This window comes from Streptomyces populi (assembly GCF_002911015.1).
In the GTDB taxonomy this organism is placed as follows: domain Bacteria; phylum Actinomycetota; class Actinomycetes; order Streptomycetales; family Streptomycetaceae; genus Streptomyces; species Streptomyces populi.
In genome coordinates this window covers 1-20,873 of the sequence record NZ_KZ626945.1, presented here as the reverse complement: position 1 = coordinate 20,873, position 20,873 = coordinate 1, and the positions used below count along the sequence as shown (strand labels likewise).

The window sequence follows — 20,873 nt, the reverse complement described above, 5'->3', positions numbered from 1 at the left end:
CAACGTCACAATCAAACAAAGGACACCACCGGAAAGGTGTGTCTCCTTGGATCGAAGGCACATGTTCCGGTCTGACGGGTCCCCGCGACGAAGCGAGTTCTGATGCAGCCCCCCACATATCCGCCCCAGCCGGACGCCCTGCTCGCCGCCGAGCTGCGACTCCCCACGAACGCACTCGACTACACAATCCTCGGCATCTACTTCGTGGTCGTCCTGGGCATCGGCTTCGCGGCCCGGCGCTCGGTGCGGACCAGCCTCGACTTCTTCCTGTCCGGGCGCTCGCTGCCCGCCTGGATCACCGGTCTGGCCTTCATCTCGGCCAACCTGGGCGCCACCGAGATCCTCGGCATGGCCGCCAACAGCGCCCAGTACGGCGTCTACACCGTGCACTGGTACTGGATCGGCGCCATTCCGGCGATGGTCTTCCTCGGCCTGGTGATGATGCCGTTCTACTACGGCTCCAAGGTCCGCTCGGTGCCCGAGTTCCTGCTCCTGCGCTTCGACAAATGGGCGCACCTGCTGAGTTCGGTCCTGTTCGCCTTCGCCGCCGTCCTCATCGCCGGCGTCAACCTCTACTCGCTCGCGATCGTGGTCGAGGCGCTGCTCGGCTGGCCGCAGTGGGTGGCGATCGTGGTCGCCGGGTTCTTCGTCCTCGCCTACATCACCCTCGGCGGCCTCTCCTCCGCGATCTACAACGAGGTGCTCCAGTTCTTCGTGATCCTGGCGGCCCTGATCCCGATCGCCGCGCTCGGCCTGCACCGGGTGGGCGGCTGGGACGGTCTGACCGACTCCCTCGACAAGACCCACGGCACCGACTTCACGACGGCCTGGGGCGGCACGGGCATCGGCAGCGCCAACCCGCTCGGCGCCAACTGGCTGACCATCGTGCTCGGTCTCGGCTTCGTGCTGTCCTTCGGCTACTGGACGACGAACTTCGCCGAGGTGCAGCGCGCGCTGTCGGCCAAGAACCTCTCCGCGGCCCAGCGCACCCCGCTCATCGCGGCCTACCCGAAGATCTTCATCGTCTTCCTGGTGATGATCCCGGGTCTGGTGGCGGCCGTCCTGGTCCCGAAGATCGGCACCCCCGGCTCGGACCTCCAGTACAACGACGCGATCCCGTACCTGATGCAGGAGCTGCTGCCCAACGGTGTCCTCGGCATCGCGGTGACCGGTCTGCTGGCCGCGTTCATGGCGGGCATGGCGGCCAACGTCTCGTCCTTCAACACGGTCTTCACGACCGACATCTGGGCGAAGTACGTGGTCAGGGGCCGGGAGGACGGCTACTACGTCCGCTTCGGCAGGGTGATCACGGTGATCGGTGTCCTGGCGTCGATCGGCACGGCCTTCCTGGCCTCGTCCTTCTCCAACATCATGAGTTACCTCCAGACGCTGTTCTCCTTCTTCAACGTGCCGATGTTCGCGGTCTTCATCGTCGGCATGTTCTGGAAGCGGGCGTCGGTGAAGTCGGGCTTCTGGGGCCTGCTGGCCGGTACGACGGCCGCGATGGTGAACTACTTCGTCTTCTACAAGCGGGGCGTCATCGGCTTCCCCTCCGACCAGGGCGCCAACTTCGTCTCCGCGATCGCCGGTTTCGTGGCCGGCGGCGTGGTGATGCTGGGGGTCTCGCTCTTCACCGCCCCCAAGCCCGCGCACGAGTTGCAGGGCCTGGTCTACGGCACGGTGTCCCCCGGCATGGCCGAGCCGCCGGCCGCCGGTGACGACGCCTGGTACCGCAGGCCCGCGCTGCTGGGCTGGGGCGCGGTGATCCTGGCGGCCGCCTGCTACGTCCCGTTCTCGTTCTGACGAGTCCCGGCCCGCTACGACGAGAGAGAATCGACTCACCATGTCCGACTATTCGGAAGAAAACCTCCAGCGCGAGGTCTCGGAACTGGAGAAGCAGTCCGCGACCGCGGCCCGGCTGTTCGACATCCGCCGCATCATCGGCGGCCTGTTCGTGATCTACGGCGTCATCGTCACCATCGCCGGCATCACGGTCTCCGACGCCGACCTCGCCAAGGCGGGCGGCGTCAACATCAACCTGTGGACCGGCCTGGGCATGCTCGCCCTCGGCCTGTTCTTCCTGGCGTGGCTGTGGCTGCGACCGCTGCCGGCACCGGCGCCGGAATCCGTGACCGAGGAGCACCCGCCTCCGGCGGCCTGACACCCGTGCCCGGGGCCGGAGTCCCGAGGACCTCCGGCCCCGCCCCATGTCACGCGCCCGTACCTGGTGCTTTACCTCCGTCTTACCTCTGTGATCAACTGCGCGCTGACACGTACGGACGGCCTCTGGGGAGGGGTCGTGGGGCAGGGGAGAGTCAGCGATGCACACCGCCGTGGCGGAAACAGTTCAGCCATGCCCGGACTGCGGGGCCGAGGTCCGCGGGGACAGTCGGTTCCCCCTGTGGTGCGCCGCCTGCGACTGGAACGTCGATCCTGAACGGCCCGAGGAGAAGCGGGGGCGCATAGCCAGGGCCCGGCACGCCCAGGCGCAGCGGCACGGTGAGCGGCTGCTGGCCGAGCTGAGCGCCGGTGGGGCCCTGCGTGCCCGACGGGACTCCTCGGCCGTCCTCGCCGTCGCGCTCGCGCTCGTCGTCCACGCCCTGACCCTGTCCCTGACCGCCGGGGGCGTCTGGCTCCTCGTACAGGGATGGGGCGGCTGGGGAATGGTGCCGGGCGCCTTCCTCCTCGCCCTGGGGTGGTCGCTGCGGCCCCGGTTCGCCCGGCTGCCGGAGAACAAGCCCGTCCTGCGCCGTGCCGACGCCCCCGAACTCTTCGCGCTCACCGACGAGGTCGCCCGTGTCGCGGGCACCCGCGGCGTCGACGCGATCGCCGTCGACGGCGAGATCAACGCGAGCGTGCGGAGCTACGGTGTGCGCGGGCGTCGGCTCCTCACCTTGGGTCTGCCGCTGTGGGAAGTCCTCACGCCGCAGCAGCGGATCGCCCTGCTGGGCCACGAGATGGGCCACTACGTCAACGGGGACACCCGCCACGGCCTGGTCGTCGGAACCGCCTACCGTTCGCTGACCACCTGGCACTACTACTTCGCACCGGTCGGCCACGACGCCCTCGACGACTCCGACTTCTTCACGCTGATCCTCAACACGATCTACGTCGTGCCCCGTCTGCTCGTCCGCGGCGTGCTGACCGTCCTCGACGGGCTGACCCTGCGTGCCTCGCAGCGAGCCGAGTACCTGGCCGACCGGACGGCCGCCCGCGTGGGGTCCACCCAGGCCGCGCTGGAACTCATGGAACACCTGCTGATCTCCGACTCGGCCGCCGTGGTACTACAGCGCGAGTCCAACCTCACCGCTCTGAAAGGGCCGCGCGGCCGGCGCGACGCCGCCACCCCGGCGGACGAACTGTGGCAACGTCTCGCCGCGGAGATGTCGTCCGTTCCGGAGCGGGAGCGCGCACGTCTGCGCCGGGCCGGCACGCTGCGGGGCCACAGCGTCGACGCGACCCATCCCCCGACCCATCTGCGCCACGCCTGCCTGCTGACCGGTGAGCCGGCGCCCGCGGCCGTCGCGACCGACACCGAACGGGAACACCGGATCGCCGGAGAACTGGCCGCCGCGCGCACGACGGTGGCCCGGCGGATCCTTCAGGACGGCTACTAGTCCCGTTCGGGAGCGAACAGGTCGGCCGGGTCGGTCACGTGGACGGCCCGCTCCGACCAGATCTTGAGCTGCTCCAGGTCGGAACACGCCTGCACGCGGAGCCGTGTGGCCTCGGACACCTCGATGCCGCGCAGCTCCAGGATCCTCAGGATCATCTCGATGCGATCCTCGACGCGCCCTTCAACGCGCCCTTCAGCCCTCAGCTGATCCGCGACCGGATTCTGGAAGAAGTAGTTCACCGGAGCCATCAGGTCCCTCCAAATCTCCTTCGCCCGGGAATCCACCAGGCCAGACGTCACGAGCTGTGCCAGCAGAGCAGCGCCTGCCGGGATGCGGCGGGACCCGACCCCTTACGGCCGTACGGAAGACGCCGGTCCACCGCCGATGAGTGGCAACAGCGGGGCTCACATCATCACGGGACGGCACAAGCGAGTCACTCGGGAGCGGTCCTACGACTCGGCGGCAGCGTCAGGAGCTGTCGCCGTCGAACAGCTGCTCGGCATCACTCACGTCCATGGCCCGTCGCGCCCAGAGCTTGAGCAGCCCCTCGTCGGTACACGCCTCCACGCGGTACCGGATCGCATCGGAGACCGGGAGCCCCCGCCAGTCAAGGATTTCGAGGATCATCTCGACCCCCTTCTCCACCCTTCCCTCTTCGCGTACCTGCTCCGCCAGCGGGTGCCGCCAGAAGTACTGCATCGCCGTCATGAGGTCCCTCCACATCTGTTGGGCCCGGGGGTCCGTCAGGCACGAGTCGACGAACTGCACGAAGACCGCGGCACTGTCGCGATCGATGGTCCGCAGGGCGGCTGCCAGGGACTCCAGTATGGCGGGGGCCTGCCGACCGCGGCCATGCGTCATGGCCGAGAGCACGGCAAGGGACACGTCTCGCCGGGCTTCCCGCTCGTCTGCGATCACCGGCACATTGTCCGGGCCGAGGACGAACGGACACACCGTCAACGACGGACGTCCCCGCACCCCGAGATGAATGGGCTCGGCCGCCCAGCGGGCCGTGGCACTGTTCTGCGTGACGACGAGCAGAACGGGCTCGCACCGATACTTCTCGTACAGGTAGCTGAGGTAGTACGGCCAGCTGCCGCGCTTCCTCTCGTCCGGCTTCCCCTGCGACTCCACGACCAACAAGTACGCCCCCTCGTCGGTCTCCGCACGCAGCAGCGTGTCCACACGCCGCTCGACCGGTTCGATCTCGGTGAGGTCGATGTTCATAGCGGCGAAGGAGTACGGATCGGGGAAGGGAACCTGCAACACCTTCTGCAGGGCACGGGTCAACAGCGCCGGATCCTTCTGGAAGATCCGGTGCAACGCCTCGTGCGACGAGCCGACCATCGGCTCTCCTTTCTGTCCGACATGATCAACGAGCTATGCGACGGCCAGGTCACACCACACGTACTTGCCGGTGTCGCCGCCCTGTCCCAGCGGGTGCCAGCCCCAGTCGTCCGCGCAGGCCCGGACGAGGGCGAGACCCCGGCCCGCCTCCGCGTCGGAGGCCACCTCCAGGCCGTACGGCGGCGGCACCGGGCTCGCGTCCCAGGCGCCGATCCGCAACACCCCGTCCCGTCGGTGCAGCCGTAGGGCCGCGGGTCCCTTCGTATGGCGTACGGCGTTGGAGACCAGCTCCGCCGCCAGCAACTCGGCGACGTCCGCGAGGCGGATCAGGCCGTGCAGGGTCAGGATCAGGCGGACGGTACGGCGGCAGACGGTGACGGCACGGGTGTCGTGGGGGATGTGCAGGCTGTAGGCCCAGGGCTCGTATGCAGGCATGCGTGAACTCCGGTTCGAGTGTGGGGAGTCGAGAGTTCGCTGGGAGCGCGGGCGGTGGCGGTGTCACAGCCGCCGCGGCAGGACGGAGTGGTGCGCTTCCGGGGTCCCGGGGTTCCGCAGCGTGTGCGTCGCATCACTGACGGTATGGGTAAAATTTGGGACCGCGCAAGCCACTGCCGTAATCTTCCCCCCGAAGGTGTCACTTCCCCAGGACAGTTGGGGCGAGGGAGGAAGCCATGCCGCGCAGACGGCAGCCGACCGCACGCCAGGAACGCCTGGGCATCGAACTACGGAAACTGCGCGAGGCCGCAGGACTCAAGGCACGCGAGGCCGCAGCGCTGGTCGGGTCCGACTCCGCCCAGATGAGCCAGATGGAGTCCGGCATCGCCGGGGTGAGCGAGGAGCGGGTACGCAGTCTCGCCGCTCACTACTCCTGCGCGGACGGGGAGTTGATCGAGGCGCTGGTGGCGATGGCGACCGACCGGACACGCGGCTGGTGGGAGGAGTACCGGAGCCTGTTGCCCACGCCGTTCCTGGACCTGGCCGAATTGGAGCACCACGCCACACGCCGGCTCGATGTGGAGTTCCTGCACGTCCCCGGCCTCTTCCAGACGGAGGATTACGCACGCGCCGTCTTCTCGTACCGGGTTCCCCGACTGCCCGAAAATGAGCTTGAGTTGCGCGTCCGTCATCGAATGGAACGCAAGGCAGTCATCACGGGCCCCGCTCCCGTCCCGTACAAGGCGGTGATCCATGAAGCGGCCCTGCGCATCAGAGTCGGCGATCGGACAGCGGCCAGGAATCAGCTGGCGAGCATCCTGGAGCTCTCCGCAGCGGAACACATCACCGTGCGCGTCATCCCCCTCGAGCTCGACGGCTTCGCCGGAGCCACGAACGCGATGATGTACGTGGGCGGTGCCGTGCCCAAGCTGGACACAGCTGTACGCGACGCACCCCACGGCGCGGGATTCATCGATTCCGAGGCGCAACTGGGCACCTTTCGAACACTCTTCCATATGGTGGAGGCTGTGTCGCTCGAACCCGCCCGTTCGCGTGACTTCATCTACCAGCTGGCGAAGGAACTGTGAGGCGCGCCGTGACCACCCCCGACAGCTGGCAGAAGTCCTCCTTCTCCGGGAGCGGCGACGGCAACAACTGCGTCGAACTCGCCTCTACCCCCGGCCTCGTCCACCTCCGCGAGAGCGACACCCCCGCCACCCGCATATCGACAGCCCCCGGCCCCCTCGCCCACTTCCTGCGCCACATAAAGACCTCGTTTCGCGAGGGCGCCCAGGAAGGGGAAAGCTGACCCCATGACCGACAAACTCACCGTCAGTGTTCTCGGTACCGGGATCATGGGGGCCGCCATGGCCCGTAACCTCGTCCGGGCCGGGCACGGCGTCCGTGTCTGGAACCGCACCCGCGACAAGGCCGAGCCGCTGGCCGCCGACGGCGCGCACGTCGCGGACACCCCGGAGGAGGCCGTACGGGGCGCCGACGTCGTCCTGACCATGCTGCACGACGGCCCGGCCGTCCTCGACGTCATGCGCCGGGCGGAACCGGGGCTGCGGAGCGGGGCCGTCTGGGTGCAGTCCACCACCGCCGGGACCGAGGCGATCGGCGAGCTCGCCGGGTTCGCCGGGGCCCACGGGCTCGTCTTCTTCGACGCGCCCGTCCTCGGGACGCGCGCACCCGCCGAGGCGGGGCAACTGACCGTGCTCGCCGCCGGCCCGAGCGCGGCCCGCGACACCGTCACGCCCGTCTTCGACGCCGTCGGCGCCCGTACGGTGTGGACCGGCGAGGACGGCGCGGCGGGCAGCGCCACCCGGCTCAAGCTCGTCGCCAACAGCTGGGTCCTCGCCGCGACCGCCGCGACCGGCGAGGTGCTCGCCCTGGCCGAGGGGCTCGGCGTGGACCCGCAGGACTTCTTCGGCCTCATCGCGGACGGTCCGCTCGACATGGGCTATCTGCACGCCAAGGCGGCCCTCGTCCTGGAGGACCGGCTGTCCCCGGCCAGCTTCGCCGTCAGCACCGCCGAGAAGGACGCCCGCCTGATCGTGGAGGCAGGGCAGCGGAACGGCGTGCGCCTCGACGTCGCCGAGGCCGCCGCCGAGCGCTTCGGCCGCGCCGACGCCCTCGGCCACGGGGGCGAGGACATGGCCGCCGCGTACTTCGCGAGCTTCGAGGAGGGGAAGCCCCCCTCCCCGTGAGCCCGTGAACCCGTGAACCCGTGAACCCGTCGGGCCGCCGGCCTGCGGCCCCGTACGTCTAGCGGGCGTCGTCCGTGCTCCCGTGCCGTGACTGCGCCGGGACCGGACCCGCCCGGTCGAGCAGTCCCGTACGGGCCGCGAGTGCCGCCGCCTCGAGACGGGATCCCACGCCCAGTTTCATCAGGACCCGCTGGACGTGGGTGCGGGCCGTGGACGGGGCGATGCCCATGCCGGCCGCGATGAGCCGGGTGTCCTCGCCGTCGGCGACCCGCACCAGGACCTCCACCTCGCGGGGGGTGAGCATCTGGAGCAGCCGCTGGCCCTCGTCGTCCGGCTGGGCGGCGGGGTTGAGCAGCTCGCTGAAGGCGCCCTGGAGCAGTTGCGGGGCAACGGCCGCCTCGCCCGCCCTCGCCTTCATGATCGCGCGCTCGACTCCCTCGATGCGTTCGTCATGGCGTACGTAGCCGGAGGCGCCGGCGGCGAACGCTGCGGCGATCCCGCGCGGGTTCGGTACCGGGCCGAGCACGAGGACCGCCACCTGCGGGCGCTCCCGTTTGATCCGCACCACCGGGTCGAAGATCCCCGGCTCGGCGGGTGTCGCCGTGCCGATCAGGCACACCTCGGGTGCCCGTGTGATCACCAGTTCCGCCGCTCCCGCGGCGGGCGCCGCCGCGGCGAGCACCCGGTGCCCGCGCAGCTTCAGCGCCGAGGCCAGCGCCTCGGCGAGCAGTCGGTGGTCGTCGACCACCATGAGCCGGACTCCCATCAGGCAACCCCCCAGTCCCCCCGAACATCCCCACTGGTTCCCCGTGGATCAGGAGCCCCCCGGCTCTCCATCCCCCGGAAGCTACACGCTTGTTCGACGTCGCGCTCCCCCTACCGGAGAGAACTGCCCCGGAATATCGAAATCCCAACCCGACGGGAAGTGAAGCGGGGTATGCGTGCGGCCCCGTCCCTGAACAGGGGCGGGGCCGCACACGGTGTTCCGGCCCGGATGAATTCACCCGGAGAAACGATCACCGCTTTCTTTCGAAGGTGATCATTTCGGTTCACCCGAAGGTGAGGGTCACTTCGTTCCGAAGGCGATCGCCAGGTATGCCTTGTCCGTCGCGGAGGTCGGCTTGTTCGCGTAGACCTGGGCCATGTACAGCCGGCCGTCGCCGTAGAGGAACTCGGCGTACTCCGGGAGCATGCTCATCTCCGCGTCGTGCGTCGACTGGGTCGTGGGGTTCTCCATCAGCGTCGTCTCCTTGAAGGAGGTCCCGTCGATGGCGACGATCTGCCCGCCCTTGTCGTACGGCGGCCGCTTGTACGCGAGGACGCTGGTGCCGTCCATGCGCAGCGGGGTGATGTCGTAGCCGTCACCGGCGTCCGCGCGCTGGCCGGTCTGCTTGCCGGTGCCCAGGTCGAAGGCGACGATCTCGTTGGTTCGGCTGTAGTCGGTGGCCCCCTCGTGCTCCTCCGTCGGGATGTACAGCTTGTCGTTGCCGACGGCGAGCGACTTGCAGAACTCGATCTTGGTGATGCCGTCGCACTTGGCCGCGTACGTCTTGCCGGGGGCCGAGATCTTCGCCCGCAGCTTGCCGGTCTTGTTGTCGATGGAGAAGAAGTCCGAGATGCCGCTGCCGTCACCGGCGGTGTCGCCGACGTCGGCCGCCACGACCAGCGGTTCGGTGGAGACGATGCTGGCGTACTCGATGCCGGGCGTCATCTTGTACTCGGAGGTCACCGTCCCGGTCTTCGGGTCGATGGTCTGGATGTGCAGCTGGCGCGTGCTGCCGTACTCGCCGCACTTGCGGACCGCGACCAGCTTCTCGCCGCCGCCGTAGCCGGAGTCGTAGCAGCTGTCGCTCGTCTTCGGCGCCCACAGCGCCTTGCCGGTGGAGATGTCGAACGCGCCGCCGCCGCCCGTGCTGCCCACGGCGACCGTGCTCCCGCTGATCGTCACGTTGTCGAGGTTGATCTGCTGGTCACCGGACTTGACCGTCCGGGTCCAGAGCTTCGCGCCCGCGTCGAGGTCGATGGCGGCGACCTGGGTGCACCCGTGCGAGGGCTGCGTCTTGGTGGGCATGGCCGGCTCGAAGACGACCGCCGTCCGGTTGGAGTCCGTGGTGTGCCGGCTGGCCTGGCACACCGGGCCGGGGAGCTTGACCGTCCAGGTCTTGGCCCCGGTGTTCGGGTCGTAACCGTTGATCTCGGCGTTGCTGGTCTTGGCGTACACCTTGTCGGTGAGCCAGGAGCCGACCGTGTTCACGCTCGTGAGGCCCTTGGGCACGGCCGGCGCGGGAAGCTGGAACAGCAGCGAGGACTTGGGGTCGGCCGGCGCCTTCTCCTCGCCGCCGCCCTTCTTGTCGTCGCCCTTGTCGTCACCGTCCTTGCCGCCGGTGCCGCCGTTCGCCCCCCCGGCGTTGTGCTTGTCGCCGTCCTTGCCGGAGAGCTGCGAGTACATGACACCGCCGCCGACGATCAGCGCGATGGCCACCACGGCCGCCACGATGATGAGCAGCTGGCTGTTGGGCTTGCGCCCGCCGCCCGTCTGCTGGGCCTGCGGCTGCATCGGCATGGTCGGCGGCTGCGGGTAGCCGTACGGGGCCTGCGGCTGGCCCGGGTAGCCGTAGCCCGGCTGGCCCGGGGGCGGCGTCTGCGGATAGCCGTACGGCTGCTGCGGGGACGCGGGCGGAGGCGTCTGGGGATAGCCGTAACCGGGGCCCGCGGCAGGCGGGGGCGTCTGGGGGTAGCCGTAGCCGGGACCCGCGGCGGCCGGCGGAGGGGTCGACGGTCCGAACCCGCCCGGGGGCGGGTCCTGGGGCGCGCCGAAACCGCCGGCCGGCGGGTCCTGCGGAGCGCCGAAACCCTGCGGAGCCGGAGCCTGCGGAGCCGGAGCCTGCGGAGCCGGGGCCTGCGGAGCAGGGGCCTCAGGCGCGCCGAAACCGCCGGGCGGCGGGTCCTGCGGGGCGCCGAAGCCCTGCGGAGCCGGGGCCTGCGGGGTAAGGGCCTGCGTCGGCGGGTCCTGCGGGGCAGGGGCCTGCGCCGGCGGGTCCTGCGGGGCGCCGGAGTCCTTCGCGAGCGGGTCCTTCGGTGCGCCGGAACCGCCGGCCTCGGGGGCCCCGTCCGGGCTCTGCGGAGAACTCGGGGAAGGGTCCTGCGGGGCGCCGAAGCCCTTCGGGGGCTCGTTCGGCGGCGGGGGCGGCTGACTCATGACGTGAATACCTCGGAATGCGTCGGAACGGCGGGCCTGTACGCGTGTGGGGCGCGACGGAACGGGGCGGGGGCGTCGGTCACTTGCCGTAGGCCAGCATCAGCTTCTCCTTCGCCTCGTCGTTGCCCGTCAGCCGGAGCGTGGAGATGTAGAAGCGCCCGTCCACGTAGTCGACGGCCTTCGAGTAGAAGCCGGACTCGATGTTCGCGGTGCCCGCCGGGTTCTGGAGCAGCTTCACGGGCGTGTGGGCGCCGCCGCCCGTCGGGATCGACACGACGCGGCCGCCGCTGTCGTACGACGGCTCGACGTAGGCGAGGAGGTTCGTGCCGTCCGTCCTCATCGGCATCATCGCCGCGTCCCCCGGGGACTTGACGCGCCACTTCTCCTTGCCGGTCGCGAGACTGAACGCGACGATCTCGTTGGGGCCGCTCTTCGCCTCGGTCGGCAGGTAGACCGTGTCGGCGTCGGCGGCGGTGCCGAAGCAGCCCGTCAGGTCGCGGTTGAGGATCGCGAAGCCGCATTCGGGCGCGAGGCCGTCGTCGCTCTTGAGCTGCGAGCGCAGGGTGCCGTCGCTCTTCAGCGCGGTGATGTTCACCGTCTTCTTCGCGTCGTTGGTCAGGTAGAGCACGACCGGGTCGACGGAGTAGGCGTGCCCGACCCGCCAGCCCTTGGGGATCTTCGTCGTCCACCGGGCCTTGCCGGTGGCCGGGTCCAGTTCCTGCACCTCGTCGTGCTCGGTGCTGCTGCCGGCCCCGCAGGACGAGACGGCCAGCAGCTTGGAGCCGCCCGCGAATCCCGCCGGGTAGCAGCCGGTGCCGTACTTCTTCTTGTCCCACAGCTTCTTGCCGCTGGTGACGTCGTACGCCGTTCCCGACATCGAGCGTCCGACCGTCAGCGTCTTGCCGGTGATGGACAGTTCGATCGTGAGCGTGCTGTCGAACAGGTCGCCTTCCGCGAGCTGCGCGGTCCAGCCCTTGGCGCCGGTGTTCAGGTCGATCTGCTGGAGCTGGTTGCACTTCGCGCTGCTGGCGGAGCTGCTCATGTAGGCGATGACGACCTTGTCGTCGGCCGTCTTCTGCGGGGTGACCGCGCAGATCTTCTGCGGGAAGGTCAGCGCGGGCCAGGTGGGCTTGCCGTCACCGACGTCGAACGCGAAGAGCTGCTTGTACGCCGCCTTCACCGCCGTCTTGCCGGTGATCCACATCCCGGGGGCCTCGGCGCCCGAACCGGGCGCGTCGGGTGCCGACTTGTACCAGAGGACCTTCGCCTCGCCCGCCTTGCGGTCGGCGTTGAGGTCGTCGCTCTCCTCGCCGCCGTCGCCGCTTCCGTCACCGGGGTTGGCCGAGGCGTCGGAGGCGGGCGCGGACACGGACGGGCTGCTGCTCGGGCTCTTCTCGGCGACGGGCTTCTTGTCGTCACCACCGCCGGTGACGGCCCAGACGGTGCCGCCGACGACGAGCAGACCGGCCACCGCGGCGGCGATCACGAGTGCGGGCTTGCCCTTGAACGGGTTCTTCGAGCCCCCGCCGGGACCGCCGGGCACCGGGGTGCCGGGCGCGCCCGGGTAGGGCGCCTGGGGCGGATAGCCGTATCCCGGCTGCTGCCCGTACCCGTAGGGTCCGGGCTGGCCGTACGGGCCCGGCTGCTGCGGCTGTCCGTACGGGCCCGGCTGGGTGTAGGGGCCGGGCTGCTGCGGGTATCCGTAGCCGGGCCCCGGGGGCCCGGCGGGCGGGGTGTTCTGGGGCGCGGGCGCCTGGGGCGGCTGCGCGGGGGGAGGGGGCGTGCTCATGGGCGCGCCGAAACCGCCCTGCGAGCGCGGGTCCGGCGAAGCGCCGTCACCGCCCGTCGGCGGCTGGTCCTGCGGTGCTCCGAAACCGCCCTGCGGCGGCTGGCTCGGCGGCTGACTCATCAGCGCGTCCCCCTCTTCACTGATGTGACCCCCCACCGGCGGCGCCGGATTCGCGCCTCGTCCGGTGGATCTCAGACTGTTCTCAGAACGCTCTTTCTATCACTCCGGGGGGCGCGGGCAGGGGGGCGGTGCGCGCCCTGTTCCCAAGGGAGGACCGGGCTGTGATGCCGTCGTTACGCGCCTTCACGCGCTCTTCACGCGGGGCGCGCGAGGCGGGTCCGGCCCCGCGGGAGCTCCGTCGCGAGGGGCGCTTTCGGCAACTCGGGGGCGCTCGGCGGGACTTGCGCTCCCTTCGAGCGGGACGCGCACTCCGGACGAACGCGCCGGACGCGCGGCGCCTCCGCACTCCGGAAGGCACCGCGCGTCCGGCGAGGAGCGGCCGCCCCTCCGTGTCACGCGTCTGTCACACCTGTGTCACGCGTCTTCGGCCAGCTCCAGCCAGCGCATCTCCAGCTCCTCGCGTTCCCCCGCCAACTCGCGCAGCTCCGCGTCGAGTTGAGCCACCTTCCCGAAGTCGGTGGCGTTGTCGGCGATTTGGGCGTGCAGCTTGGTCTCCTTCTCGGAGATCTTGTCCAGCTGGCGCTCGATCTTCTGGAGTTCCTTCTTCGCGGCGCGGGCGTCGGCGGCCGACGCGGTCTTCACCGGAGCGGGAGCGGCGGCGAGCACGGTGGCCGCGGCCGCCTCCTCCATCTTCTTGCGCCGCTCCAGGTACTCGTCGATACCGCGCGGAAGCATCCGCAGGGTGCCGTCGCCGAGGAGCGCGAACACGTTGTCCGTGGTGCGCTCGATGAAGAAGCGGTCGTGGGAGATCACGATCATGGAGCCGGGCCAGCCGTCGAGGAGGTCCTCGAGCTGGGTGAGGGTCTCGATGTCGAGGTCGTTGGTGGGCTCGTCGAGGAAGAGGACGTTGGGCTCGTCCATCAGCAGGCGCAGGATCTGGAGCCGGCGGCGCTCACCACCACTGAGGTCACCGACCGGCGTCCACTGCTTCTCCTTGTTGAAGCCGAACGTCTCGCACAGCTGCCCCGCGGTCATCTCGCGGCCCTTGCCGAGGTCGACCCGGTCGCGGACGGACTGGACGGCCTGGAGGACCCGCCAGGTGGGGTCGAGTTCGCCGACCTCCTGGGAGAGGTAGGCGAGCTTGACGGTCTTGCCGGTGACGATCCGGCCGGCGGCGGGCTGCTTCTCGCCCTCGGTGCGGGCGGCCTCGGCCAGGGCGCGCAGCAGCGAGGTCTTGCCCGCGCCGTTGACGCCGACCAGGCCGATCCGGTCGCCGGGGCCGAGCTGCCAGGTGAGGTGCTTGAGCAGGACCTTGGGCCCGGCCTGCACGGTCACGTCCTCCAGCTCGAAGACGGTCCTGCCGAGCCGGGTGCCGGCGAACCGCATCAGCTCGCTCTTGTCGCGGGGCGGCGGCACGTCGGCGATCAGCTCGTTGGCGGCCTCGACGCGGAAGCGCGGCTTGGAGGTGCGGGCGGGCGCGCCGCGCCGCAGCCAGGCCAGCTCCTTGCGGACCAGGTTCTGCCGCTTGACCTCCTCGGTCGCGGCGATGCGCTCCCGCTCGGCGCGGGCGAACACGTAGTCGGAGTAGCCGCCCTCGTACTCGTAGACCGCGCCCTTCTGCACGTCCCACATCCGGGTGCAGACCTGGTCGAGGAACCACCGGTCGTGCGTCACGCAGACCAGGGCGGAGCGGCGTTCGCGCAGGTGCTGGGCGAGCCAGGCGATGCCCTCGACGTCCAGGTGGTTGGTGGGCTCGTCGAGGATGATCAGGTCCTGCTCCTCGATGAGCAGCTTCGCCAGCGCGATGCGGCGGCGCTCGCCGCCGGAGAGCGGGCCGATCACGGTGTCGAGGCCCTGCGGGAAGCCGGGCAGGTCGAGACCGCCGAAGAGACCCGTCAGCACGTCCCTGATCTTGGCGTTGCCCGCCCACTCGTGGTCGGCCATGTCCAGGATGACCTCGTGGCGCACGGTGGCCGCGGGGTCGAGCGAGTCGTGCTGGGTGAGCACACCGAGGTGCAGGCCGCCGGAGTGGGTGACCCGGCCGGTGTCGGCCTCCTCCAGTTTGGCGAGCATGCGGATCAGGGTGGTCTTGCCGTCGCCGTTGCGGCCGACGACGCCGATGCGGTCCCCCTCGCTGACGCCGAGGGAGACCCCGTCGAGCAGTGCACGGGTGCCGTACACCTTGCTGACGGACTCGACATTGACCAGGTTGACGGCCATTTCTCTCCTGCCAAGGGGGACGATCGACCCTCAAGGGTAGTCCGCGCGGCGGACGCCCCCTGCCGCGCGTGCCTCGTCCCCTCAGCCGAGCACGGTCGCTCCCGGCGCCGGGGACTCCGTGACGCGGACCGCCCGGCAGGTGCCCGAGGCGGTCAGTGCCCGGCCGACGGTCCGCGCGGACTCGGCGTCCGGCGCGAGGAACGCCGTGGTCGGGCCCGAACCGGAGACGAGCGCGGCGAGCGCGCCGGCCGCGCGGCCCGCCGCGAGGGTGTCGGCGAGGGCGGGGAAGAGGGAGAGGGCCGCGGGCTGGAGGTCGTTGGAGACGGTCCGCGCGAGGGCGTCGGCGTCCCCCTTCGCCAACGCGTCCAGCAGGTCCTGCGAGGCGACCGGCTCGGGAACCCGTACGCCCTCGTTCATCCGGTCGAACTCCCGGAACACCGCCGGGGTCGACAGCCCGCGCTCGGCCATCGCGAAGACCCAGTGGAAGGTCCCGCCGACCTCCAGCGGGCGCAGCAGCTCGCCCCGGCCGGTACCGAGCGCCGCCCCGCCCACCAGGGAGAACGGCACGTCGCTGCCCAGCTCGGCGCAGATGTCGAGGAGTTCCTCGCGCGGGGCGTTCGTGCCCCACAGGGTGTCGCAGGCGAGCAGCGCGCCGGCTCCGTCCGCGCTGCCTCCGGCCATGCCGCCCGCGACGGGGATGTCCTTGGCGATGTGGAGGTGCACGGCGGGGTCGACGCCGTACCGGCGGGCGAGCTCCAGGGCGGCGCGGGCCGCGAGGTTCGTGCGGTCCAGGGGCACCTGGGCGGCGTCGGGGCCCGCGCAGGTGACGCGCAGTTCGTCCGCCGGGGTGACCGTCACCTCGTCGTACAGCCCGACCGCGAGAAAGACGTTGGCCAGGTCGTGGAAGCCGTCGGGGCGCGCGCCGCCGACCGCGAGCTGGACGTTGACCTTGGCAGGGACGCGTACCGTCACCGTCTCCGTCACGGCTGGGTCGACTCCTCGTTCTCGGGGGCGGGCTCGGAAGCGGTCTCGGGGGCGTACTGCCGGCCGGCGGCGGCGCTCCCGGTGGCGTCGCCGTGGTCCGCCGTCACGCGGTTCTCCGCGATCCGGACGAACTCCTCGACGGTCAGGGACTCCCCGCGGGCCTGTGGCGAGATCCCGGCGGCGACGAGCGCGGCCTCCGCGGCGGGGGCGGAGCCGGCCCACCCGGCGAGGGCGGCGCGCAGGGTCTTGCGGCGCTGCGCGAAGGCGGCGTCCACCGCGGAGAACACCTCGGCCTTGGTGGCCGTCGTGCTGATCGGCTCGGCGCGCCGGGTGAGCGCCACGAGACCGCTGTCGACATTGGGCGCCGGCCAGAAGACGTTGCGGCCGATGGCACCGGCCCGCTTCACGTCGGCGTACCAGTTCGCCTTCACCGACGGCACGCCGTACACCTTCGAGCCGGGCGGGGCGGCGAGGCGGTCGGCGACCTCGGACTGCACCATCACGAGCGTGCGCTCGATGGTCGGGAAGGTGTCGAGCATGTGCAGCAGGACGGGTACGGCGACGTTGTACGGGAGGTTCGCGACCAGCGCGGTCGGAGGCGGCCCGGGCAGCTCCCGTACGTGCATGGCGTCCGAGTGGACCAGCGCGAACCGGTCGGCCCGCTGCGGCATGCGGGCCGCGACCGTCGCGGGGAGCGCGCTCGCGAGGACGTCGTCGATCTCCACGGCGACGACCCGGTCCGCCGTCTCCAGCAGGCCGAGCGTCAGCGAGCCGAGGCCGGGACCCACCTCCACGACCACGTCGTCGGGCCGCACCTCCGCGGTCCGCACGATGCGGCGCACCGTGTTCGCGTCGATGACGAAGTTCTGGCCGCGCTGCTTGGTGGGCCGTACGCCGAGGACTGCCGCGAGTTCGCGGATCTCGGCGGGGCCCAGGAGGGCGTCGGAGGTGGGGCTGGTCACGAGCCAAGGGTACGGGGGGCCGGGGCCGGGCCGTGCAGCCGCGGCCCGTGGTGCCGGTGTCGGCCGTGCCCGGACCGGTCGTGACGGTGTCGGCCGTGCCCGGACCGGCTCGTGACGGTGTCAGCCGTACAGCCGCGGCCCGCAGTGCGGCCAGGGACTCGCCCCCCGGCGCGTGTACAGCTTCTTGGCCCTGAGGGTCTGTTCCGCGGCCGGGGCGTCCTGGGGGCGCCCGCTGCCGCCGAGGGCGTGCCAGGTACGGGTGTCGAACTGGTAGAGGCCGCCGTAGGTGCCGGACGGATCCACGGCGCCGGGCCGGCCGCCGGACTCGCACGCGGCGAGACCGGACCAGTTCAAGCGGTCGGCGCCGCCGGAGGAGGGATGCGGCTTCGTGCCCACCCTGACCAGCTGGGCCTGCGGGCGCCGCACCAGCTCGGACCGGACGAGCCGGGGTCTTTGCCGGACGCCGTCGACGGTGCGCAGGCTGTAGGTGAGGCGCCACGCCCCGTACCGGCCGGGGCGGTCGACCACCTCGACGCCCTTGAACAGCGAGGAGTCGTCCACCCGCCGCACCTCGAACGGGATCCGTCCCTCGCGGACCTCCCTGGTCCCGGTGACGCGCAGGACGGTGACCGTCTGCCCGTCCCGCGGGAAGCTCCCGGCCGGGACGGAGGTCGTGTCCTGCCCGTGCAGGGTGATCCCGGCCTCCTCGACGGCCTCCGCGACGCTCGCGGCGTTCGTGCGGATCGTGCGCGCCCGGCCGTCGGCCATGATCGTGACCGCGCGTTCGGTCCGTACGTCGAGCGCCAGCCCCTCGGGCCCGATGCGCCGGGAGCGCGAGGCCGACAGACGGGCGCCCTCGGCGCGTACCCCCAGCTGGCCGAGCGCCCCTTCCACGGTGTGCTCCGTCGTCCACACCCTGCGCCGCTCCCCGTCGACGGTGAGGTACACCGGCCGCCCGTGGCGCACCACGACCTCGTCCCCGTCGCTGAGGGCGGTGCCCGGGGCGGGCGCGACCACGTCGTGCGCGCCCGCCTCCACGCCCTCGTCGGCGAGCAGTTCCGTCACGTCGTCCGCGAAGGTGTGCAGCGTGCGCGGTCTGCCGTCGACGCTGAGCTCGATCGCCTTGTCGTTGGCGACGAACGCGGAGGTGCCGCCGGCCAGGAAGGCCACGACCAGGGCCTGCGGGAGGAGCCGTCGCAGACACTCCGGGCGCTCGGGGACACGCCTGCGCCGGGCCGCGCGGCGCGCCTCGGCCCGGCCGCCCGTGACGCGCTCCCCGGTCCGCCCGTCACCGGGGTCGCTCCCGTGCGTCCCGGGGGCGCTCCCCGGGCGCACGGCGACCGGGGTGTCCGGCCGTAGCAGACGGGGCTCGGTGGGAGCGTCGGGCGCCACGGGCACGGCGCGGGCCCCGGGCGCTCCGGGCGCCCGGGGCGTGTCCGGCACCGCGGGCGCGGCGGCCCGCGTCTCGCGGGCCGGGCGGTACGGATCCGGGAGGACCCCGGCGTACGGCTCGTGGGGCCGGTACTCCACGGGGCCGGAACACCTCTCGTGCCCGGAGGACGGTCCGTAGCCGCGGTACGCCTGGTGACCGGAGTGAACCTGGTGGTCGAAGGGCGCCTCATGACCGGGGTGCGCCTCGTGGCCGGGGTACGCCTCGTGGCCGGGGTACGCCTCGTGGCCGGGGTACGGGGTCTCGTGGCCGAGGTTCACCTCATGGCCGGGATGCGCCCCGTGGCCGGGGTGCGGGCTCCCGTGACCGAGGCCCACCTCATGGCCCGGATACGCCCCGTGGCCGGGGTACGGGCTCCCGTGGCTCCGGTACTCCCCGTGACCGCGGTACGCGTCGCGGTCGACCCGCGTGGCCTCGGCCTCCGCGGGCCGGGCGGACGCCCCGGGCGGACCGAACACGCCTGACGGACCGAACCCGCCGGGTGCCCCTGCCTCACCGGGCACACCCGGGGGCCCGAACGCGCCGGGCGGGCCCGCCGTGGCGGGCGCGGCGGCGCCGGCCGCGCCGGTGGCGGTGACGGTGGCGGCTTCGGCGCCACCGGTCGGTCCGTACGTCTCGTACTGCTCGTACCGCGAGCTGCTCACGACGACACGCTCCAGGGTCCGGATCGGGCGACCAGAACCTAGCGGAGCGACCGTCACTCTCCCAAGCAACCCGGCTACGCTGTGTCGCGGCGCTCCCCCGCCGGAGACACCGGAAACGCCGGAGACACCGGACCGGCCAGGAGGAGCCCCTGGACCGTCACGGATCAGTAGCCGAACGCGCGCGCGGTGTTGGCGGAGATCGAGGCCGCCAAGGTGTCCTCGTCGATCCCCCGCACCGCGGCCATGGCGCGCACCGTGACCGGAACGAGGTACGGGGCGTTGGGCCGTCCGCGGTAGGGGGCGGGCGTCAGGAAGGGCGCGTCGGTCTCGACGAGGACGAGTTCGAGCGGGGCCACGGCCAGCGCGTCGCGCAGCGGCTGGGCGTTCTTGAAGGTCATGTTGCCGGCGAAGGACATGAAGTAGCCGGCGCGGGCGCAGACCTCGGCCATCTCGGCGTCGCCGGAGTAGCAGTGGAAGACGGTCCGCTCCGGGGCGCCCTCCTCCGCCAGGACCCGCAGGACGTCCGCGTGGGCGTCGCGGTCGTGGATGACCAGGGCCTTGCCGTGCCGCTTGGCGATCTCGATGTGGGCACGGAAGGAGCGCTCCTGCGCCTCCTTGCCCTCGGGGCCGGTGCGGAAGTAGTCGAGTCCGGTCTCGCCGACGCCCTTGACGTGGGGAAGGGCGGCGAGGCGGTCGATCTCGGCGAGCGCCTCGTCCAGCGCCTCATCGCCACCCGGCTGCCGGGCACCCTGCCGGGACCAGCCGTCGGGGTCGCCGAGCACGATGCGGGGGGCCTCGTTGGGGTGCAGGGCGACGGTGGCGTGGACGGCGTCGTGCGTGGCCGCCGTCTCGGCCGCCCAGCGGGAGCCCTTCACGTCGCAGCCGACCTGGACGACCGTCGTCACCCCGACCGACGCGGCCTTGGCGAGGGCGTCCTCGACCGTGCCGGACTGCATGTCGAGGTGGGTGTGCGAGTCGGCCACGGGAACGCGCAGGGGCTCGGGGAGCGGCGGTGCGGCGTTCTTGTCGGCGGCGGAAGCGGAGGAAGGCATGCCCCGATCCTACGAAGGGGGCATGCCCGGCCTCACCCCGCGGGGAGCCGGGAGGCCGTCCCGTGGCCCCGTCCGGTCCGGTCAGCCCGCCCGGCGGTGCTGGAACGGGTGCAGCAGGTCCGACAGGTGCCAGTGGTGCGGCTCCTTCGGGGCGTCGGCGGAACCGGTCCGCGTCTCCCCCTCCGGGCCCTCCTCGGGCCGCTGCGGTACCGGACGGCGCGGGGGCCGCGTCGTGGAGTGCATGGACTCACGGACGGACGACACCCGGCCGGCGCGCATGATGCGCACCACGTGGCTGTCGCAGTTCAGGCAGGTGGGCCGGCTGAGCGGCGACGGCACGACCTCGCCGTCCGCCACGTACATCACGTACTCGGCGCCTTCGGCGTCGCGGTGGTGCTCGATCTCGTACGACTGTTCCCAGCCGTGCCCGCAACGCATGCAGGCGAATGAATACGATTCGTGGACGACGGCCGTCGCCGTGCCGCGGTGCCCGGCCCGTTCGGTGACCTGACCGGCGGCGACACCGCCGGTCCGTCCTGTGGTCTCACTCATGCCAGCTCCTCTTGTCCGCTGGACAAGCGCCTCCGTCGGCGGGACTCCCCCGGAATTCCGCCGATCCGCAGGAGGCGAGGGACGGGTACGTCCCTTCGTCCAGTGGACGCTTCTCCCGACGCGAACGCATCCGGCCTGTCGAGTGTTGGAGTCGTCTTGGCCTTTCCTTGTCGCAACGCTCCTGTCACGCGGCCTGATCTTTGCCTTCCACGGTAGTCCTTTGCCCTTCTATGGGCCGCTTCGTTCGGCGTTCTTCGCCGCCACGACCGCGTCGAAGACGTCCCGCTTGGGA

The 20,873-nt window shown here is 71.5% G+C and carries 18 protein-coding genes; 6 read left to right on the top strand and 12 right to left on the bottom strand.

Translation table 11 applies throughout. The features are described from left to right. Window positions 1-102 precede the first annotated feature (102 nt). From CW362_RS34480 to CW362_RS34470, 3 genes are all read left to right on the top strand, one after another. On the top strand, window positions 103-1,803 hold the full coding sequence (locus tag CW362_RS34480) for a sodium:solute symporter family protein (protein ID WP_103553550.1): 1,701 nt from the start codon (window positions 103-105) through the stop codon (window positions 1,801-1,803). A gap of 40 nt (window positions 1,804-1,843) precedes the next feature. Continuing rightward, window positions 1,844-2,161 (top strand): hypothetical protein, encoded by a 318-nt coding sequence (locus CW362_RS34475; protein ID WP_103553549.1) that lies wholly within the window; start codon window positions 1,844-1,846, stop codon window positions 2,159-2,161. 160 nt (window positions 2,162-2,321) lie between these two features. Further along, window positions 2,322-3,617, top strand: coding sequence for a M48 family metallopeptidase (locus CW362_RS34470; RefSeq protein WP_103553548.1), 1,296 nt, complete (start codon window positions 2,322-2,324; stop codon window positions 3,615-3,617). On the opposite strand, the gene CW362_RS34465 is transcribed toward CW362_RS34470, so the two are convergent. The 3 genes from CW362_RS34465 to CW362_RS34455 all read right to left on the bottom strand — a co-directional run bounded on the left by CW362_RS34465 (window position 3,614) and on the right by CW362_RS34455 (window position 5,399). Then, entirely contained in the window at window positions 3,614-3,865 is a 252-nt protein-coding gene (locus CW362_RS34465) for a hypothetical protein (RefSeq protein WP_103553547.1), read from the bottom strand. The two genes, CW362_RS34470 and CW362_RS34465, sit on opposite strands and share 4 nt — an antisense overlap. 220 nt (window positions 3,866-4,085) lie before the next feature. Continuing rightward, window positions 4,086-4,964 carry a hypothetical protein gene (locus tag CW362_RS34460; protein ID WP_103553546.1) on the bottom strand — a complete coding sequence of 293 codons (879 nt, stop codon included), beginning with the start codon at window positions 4,962-4,964 and terminating at the stop codon, window positions 4,086-4,088. 33 nt (window positions 4,965-4,997) lie between these two features. Beyond that, entirely contained in the window at window positions 4,998-5,399 is a 402-nt protein-coding gene (locus CW362_RS34455; protein WP_103553545.1) for an ATP-binding protein, read from the bottom strand. A 236-nt stretch (window positions 5,400-5,635) separates the two neighbouring features. Here CW362_RS34455 and CW362_RS34450 point away from each other — a divergent pair, with 236 nt between their 5' ends. The 3 genes from CW362_RS34450 to CW362_RS34440 are packed head-to-tail and all read left to right on the top strand — an operon-like array spanning window position 5,636 to window position 7,609. Then, on the top strand, window positions 5,636-6,487 hold the full coding sequence (locus tag CW362_RS34450) for a helix-turn-helix domain-containing protein (protein ID WP_103553544.1): 852 nt from the start codon (window positions 5,636-5,638) through the stop codon (window positions 6,485-6,487). 8 nt (window positions 6,488-6,495) lie between these two features. Then, on the top strand, window positions 6,496-6,708 hold the full coding sequence (locus CW362_RS34445) for a DUF397 domain-containing protein (RefSeq protein WP_103553560.1): 213 nt from the start codon (window positions 6,496-6,498) through the stop codon (window positions 6,706-6,708). Between the two features lie 4 nt (window positions 6,709-6,712). Further along, window positions 6,713-7,609 carry an NAD(P)-dependent oxidoreductase gene (locus CW362_RS34440; RefSeq protein WP_103553543.1) on the top strand — a complete coding sequence of 299 codons (897 nt, stop codon included), beginning with the start codon at window positions 6,713-6,715 and terminating at the stop codon, window positions 7,607-7,609. 58 nt (window positions 7,610-7,667) lie between these two features. Here CW362_RS34440 and CW362_RS34435 read toward each other — a convergent pair whose 3' ends face one another. From CW362_RS34435 to CW362_RS34395, 9 genes are all read right to left on the bottom strand, one after another. Next, window positions 7,668-8,375 carry a helix-turn-helix transcriptional regulator gene (locus tag CW362_RS34435; protein WP_103553542.1) on the bottom strand — a complete coding sequence of 236 codons (708 nt, stop codon included), beginning with the start codon at window positions 8,373-8,375 and terminating at the stop codon, window positions 7,668-7,670. A gap of 300 nt (window positions 8,376-8,675) precedes the next feature. Continuing rightward, window positions 8,676-10,808, bottom strand: coding sequence for an outer membrane protein assembly factor BamB family protein (locus CW362_RS34430; RefSeq protein ID WP_103553541.1), 2,133 nt, complete (start codon window positions 10,806-10,808; stop codon window positions 8,676-8,678). Window positions 10,809-10,887: 79 nt separating this feature from the next. Next, a complete protein-coding gene (locus CW362_RS34425; protein ID WP_103553540.1) occupies window positions 10,888-12,717 on the bottom strand; it encodes an outer membrane protein assembly factor BamB family protein in 1,830 nt (609 codons plus the stop codon). Between the two features lie 414 nt (window positions 12,718-13,131). Beyond that, window positions 13,132-14,937 (bottom strand): ABC-F family ATP-binding cassette domain-containing protein, encoded by a 1,806-nt coding sequence (locus CW362_RS34420; RefSeq protein WP_103553539.1) that lies wholly within the window; start codon window positions 14,935-14,937, stop codon window positions 13,132-13,134. Between the two features lie 81 nt (window positions 14,938-15,018). Continuing rightward, the gene (locus CW362_RS34415) at window positions 15,019-15,921 is read right to left on the bottom strand and encodes a 4-(cytidine 5'-diphospho)-2-C-methyl-D-erythritol kinase (protein WP_103553538.1); all 903 of its coding nucleotides are present in this window, start codon (window positions 15,919-15,921) and stop codon (window positions 15,019-15,021) included. Continuing rightward, window positions 15,918-16,883 (bottom strand): 16S rRNA (adenine(1518)-N(6)/adenine(1519)-N(6))-dimethyltransferase RsmA, encoded by a 966-nt coding sequence (rsmA, locus tag CW362_RS34410; protein WP_240658177.1) that lies wholly within the window; start codon window positions 16,881-16,883, stop codon window positions 15,918-15,920. Before rsmA ends, CW362_RS34415 begins: the two co-directional genes overlap by 4 nt. 120 nt (window positions 16,884-17,003) lie before the next feature. Then, window positions 17,004-18,593 carry a ubiquitin-like domain-containing protein gene (locus tag CW362_RS34405; protein ID WP_376452686.1) on the bottom strand — a complete coding sequence of 530 codons (1,590 nt, stop codon included), beginning with the start codon at window positions 18,591-18,593 and terminating at the stop codon, window positions 17,004-17,006. Window positions 18,594-19,141: 548 nt separating this feature from the next. Beyond that, window positions 19,142-20,029: a TatD family hydrolase gene (locus tag CW362_RS34400; protein ID WP_103553537.1), complete on the bottom strand. Its 888-nt coding sequence runs from the start codon at window positions 20,027-20,029 to the stop codon at window positions 19,142-19,144. Window positions 20,030-20,110: 81 nt separating this feature from the next. Beyond that, entirely contained in the window at window positions 20,111-20,581 is a 471-nt protein-coding gene (locus tag CW362_RS34395) for a hypothetical protein (RefSeq protein ID WP_103553536.1), read from the bottom strand. Window positions 20,582-20,873 lie beyond the last annotated feature (292 nt).